Genomic DNA, 4,101 nt, shown 5'->3' with positions numbered 1-4,101 from the left:
GTTCATGGCCGTCGCCGGGCTCATCGCCGTGGCCACCGGCGCGGCGGCGCTGGCCGCGCTTCCAGCGATGTTCGGTGTTGCGGGCTACGTGGCCGCCATCTTCATCCTGACCCCGGGATATCAGCTGTTCCAGGCCGCCAACAACACCGCTGTCATGACGGATATTCCTTCGGACCAGCGGGGTGTCATTTCCGGCATGCTCAACCTGTCGCGCAATCTGGGGCTCATGACCGGGGCCTCCGCGATGGGGGCCGTGTTCGCGTTTGCCTCAGCGGCGGACATCACGACCGCGGGTGCCGGGGCTGTTGCCACCGGCATGCAGGTCACGTTCGCGGTTGCGGCGGTGCTGGTTGTCATCGCAATCGCCATCGCTGCCGGGGGCCGCATGCGCGCAAAACCCAGGCTCAGCCGCTAACTTTCTCTTCTTTCGTCACCAGCCAGATCCCATAACAAACCAGCAACAAGGCCAGGCCGTTTTTCCACTCCAGGAAGCGCTCATCCAGAAACACCGCCGACAGCAGTGTCCCAAAAATCGGCACCATGAAATTGAACACCGTGATCATGCTCACGCGGTTGTACTTCAGCAAAATCGTCCACAGCGAGAACGCCGCGGACGACAGCACCACGAGGTAAACCATCAACAGGGTGGACTGAAGCGTGAAACCCCTCAATGTTCCGCCGGTAGCAACACCGATCAGCAGCAGCGCCAGGCCGCCTATGGCCAATTGCCAGCCTGTCAGTACCACCGAATCCACGCGCTGCGACACCTTCTTGCCGTAAATACTGGCGGCCGACAGCACAAAAGCGGCGATCACCACAAAGCCTTCGCCCAGCAGCGTGAAGTCGAAGGTCAATAGGCCTTCGCTGAAGTTCACCACCATCACGCCGGCAAAGCCCACCATGCAGCCCAGCACCTTGTTGAAGCTGAGCCGGTCATTCTTGTAGATGTAATGCGCCAGCAGCACGCTGAAGAAGGTGCCCGTTGCATTCATGATCGAGCTCTTCACGCCGGTGGCGTACGCCAGGCCGATGTAGAAGAACACATACTGCAGGCTCGTCTGCGTGAGGCCCACCAGCGTCACCTGGCCGAAGGTGCGGCGGTCCAGCTGGAACACCGGCTTCTTGCTGATGACCGCAAACACCAGCAGCACCAGGCCGGCAAAAATAAAGCGCCAGCCCGCAAACACCAGCTTGGAGGGAATGTCGTCGGCCGCAATATGAAACAGCGCATAGCCGTTCTTGATGGCCGGATAGGCGCTGCCCCAGAGCAGGCAGCACAAGGAGGCCAGCAGAAAAACGACCTTGCGCTGGGTGAAGAAGGTGGAGCTGTTCAAACCGGGATTCCGTGAAAAGAAGGCCGCGTCCGGGCGCGGCAGGCACCTGGACGTGGCAGGGAAACTCAGAGCAGGCGCGCCAGGTACCGCCCGGTATGGCTGGCCGAATTGGCAGCGATGTCTTCCGGCGTACCCACGCCCACCACCGTGCCACCGCCGGCGCCACCCTCGGGGCCCATGTCGATCAGCCAGTCGGCCGTCTTGATGACATCCAGGTTGTGCTCGATCACCACAATCGTGTTGCCCGCGTCGCGCAGCTGGTGCAATACCTTGAGCAGCAAATCGATGTCGGCAAAGTGCAGGCCGGTCGTCGGTTCATCGAGGATGTACAGCGTGCGGCCGGTGTCGCGTTTGCTCAATTCCAGCGCAAGCTTGACGCGCTGTGCCTCGCCGCCCGAGAGCGTGGTCGCGGCCTGGCCCAGCTTGATGTAGGAAAGGCCCACGTCGAGCAGGGTGTGCAGCTTGCGCGCAATCGTCGGCACCGCCTTGAAGAACTCGGCGGCCACCTCGACGGTCAGGTCCAGGATCTGCGCGATGTTCTTGCCCTTGTATTGCACTTCCAGTGTTTCGCGGTTGTAGCGCATGCCCTTGCAGACATCGCAGGGCACGTACACGTCGGGCAGGAAGTGCATTTCGACCTTGACCACGCCGTCGCCCTGGCAGGCTTCGCAGCGGCCGCCGGCCACGTTGAAGCTGAATCGCCCGGCGCCGTAGCCGCGCTCGCGCGCGGTATTCATTTCGGCCATCAGCTCGCGGATCGGTGTGAAGAGGCCGGTGTAGGTGGCCGGGTTGCTGCGCGGCGTGCGGCCGATGGGCGACTGGTCAACGTTGATGACCTTGTCGAAATGCTCGATGCCTTCTATCGCTTCGTGCGGCGCAGGCTCTTCATGGGCGCGGTACAGCGTGCGCGCCACGGCCGCATACAACGTGTCGTTGACCAGTGTGGACTTCCCAGAGCCGGAGACACCGGTTACGCAGGTCAACAGGCCCACCGGGAATTCGACGCTCACGCCTTTGAGGTTATGGCCGGTGGCGTTGACGACGCGCAAGGCCTGCATGTCGCCCAGCGTGGCCTGGTGGATCGCTTCGCGCGCGGCGCGGCGCTCGGCCGCCGGGCTTTGCGGAAAGCGCGAGGCTTTCTTTTTCTCCGCCGCTTCCACCGCCTTGACCGTCGGCAGCCAGGGCGTGCGGCGTTTGGGTACGGCGATCTTCAGTGTTTGCGCCAGGTACTGGCCCGTGAGCGAGTCGGGGTTGTTCTTGACTTCGTCAAATGTGCCTTGCGCCATCACGCGCCCGCCGTGGATGCCGGCACCCGGTCCCATGTCGATCACATGGTCGGCCGCGCGGATCATGTCTTCGTCGTGCTCGACCACCAGCACGCTGTTGCCGATGTCGCGCAAATGCTTGAGCGTGCCGATCAGGCGGTCGTTGTCGCGCTGGTGCAGGCCGATGCTGGGTTCGTCGAGCACGTACATCACGCCGGTCAGGCCCGAACCGATCTGCGAGGCCAGGCGGATGCGCTGGGACTCGCCACCCGACAGTGTCTCCGCGCTGCGATCCAGGCTGAGGTAGTTGAGGCCCACGTCGTTGAGGAACTTCAGGCGCAGGCCGATCTCGCGCACTACCTTGGCTGCAATTTCGGCCTTGGCGCCCTGCATTTTCAGCGTGTTGAAATACCCGAAACTCTCGCGTAACGTTGAGTGGCTGATTTCATAGATCGCCTTGCGCCCAGGCTTGGTGCCATCGGTCACCGATGCGTCAACGCCGTCTTCAGGCGCGCTCACCAGGTACACGTGGCGTGCCTCGGTGCGCAGGCGCGTCCCTTCGCAGTCAGGGCAGGGCTGCACACTGCGATAGCGGGACAGTTCTTCGCGCACGGCGGCAGAGTCGGTTTCGCGGTAGCGCCGCTCGAAGTTGGTGATGACGCCTTCGAAAGGATGCTTCTTTGCGATCTTCTTGCCGGCAAAGTTGCCCGAATCCATCACGTAGCTGAACTTGATTTCTTCCTCGCCCGAGCCGTACAGAACAACCTGCCGCACGTTGTCGGGCAGGTTCTCAAAGGCAGCGTCGATGTCGAATTTGTAGTGCTTTGCCAGGCTCTCAAGCATCGAGAAGTAGTAGCCATTGCGCCGGTCCCAGCCCTTGACGGCGCCGCTGGCCAGGCTCAGCGACGGAAAGGCCACCACGCGCGCCGGGTCGAAAAATTCCATATGGCCCAGGCCGTCACAGGTGGGGCAGGCGCCGACGGGTGAGTTGAAAGAGAAGAGCCGTGGCTCCATTTCGCTTAGCGAGTAGTCGCACACCGGGCAGGAAAACTTCGCGCTGAAGAGGTGCTCTTTGGCGGTGTCCATTTCCATGGCAATCGCTTTGCCGTCGGCCAGGCGAAGCGCGGCCTCAAAGCTTTCGGCCAGGCGTTGCTGCAGGTCCGCGCGAACCTTGATGCGGTCAATCACCACATCGATGTTGTGCTTCTCGGTTTTTTTGAGCTTGGGCAGGTCGTCAAACTCATAGGCCGTGCCGTCGACGCGAAAGCGCACATAGCCTTGCGACTGCATCTCGGCAAACACGTCCACGAATTCGCCCTTGCGGTCGCGCGCCACCGGCGCCAGGATCATCAGCTTGGTGTCTTCGGGCAGGGCCAGCACCGTGTCGACCATTTCGCTGACGCTTTGGGCCTGCAGCGGCAGGTCGTGGTTTGGGCAATATGGCGTGCCGGCCCGCGCAAACAGCAGGCGCAGGTAATCGTGGATTTCAGTGACCGTACCCA

At 62.3% G+C, this 4,101-nt stretch carries 2 protein-coding genes and 1 pseudogene; 1 reads left to right on the top strand and 2 read right to left on the bottom strand.

Features of this window, described 5'->3' with window-relative positions; all coding sequences use genetic code 11:
- Positions 1-415 (top strand): annotated as a pseudogene (locus AC1D1P_RS16285) (MFS transporter); the annotation flags it as partial.
- On the opposite strand, the gene AC1D1P_RS16280 reads toward AC1D1P_RS16285, so the two are convergent.
- Entirely contained in the window at positions 405-1,334 is a 930-nt protein-coding gene (locus tag AC1D1P_RS16280; protein ID WP_477668821.1) for a DMT family transporter, read from the bottom strand. The pseudogene AC1D1P_RS16285 and the gene AC1D1P_RS16280 overlap by 11 nt on opposite strands.
- A gap of 65 nt (positions 1,335-1,399) precedes the next feature.
- Positions 1,400-4,101, bottom strand: a 2,702-nt coding sequence (locus AC1D1P_RS16275) for an excinuclease ABC subunit UvrA (RefSeq protein WP_477673686.1), incomplete at its 5' end; no start/stop codon positions are given.

The sequence above is a fragment of the Polaromonas sp. P1_E1_2 genome (assembly GCF_056406035.1).
Note: the sequence above shows the minus strand (reverse complement) of the source record. Positions and strands in the feature narration are given on the sequence as shown.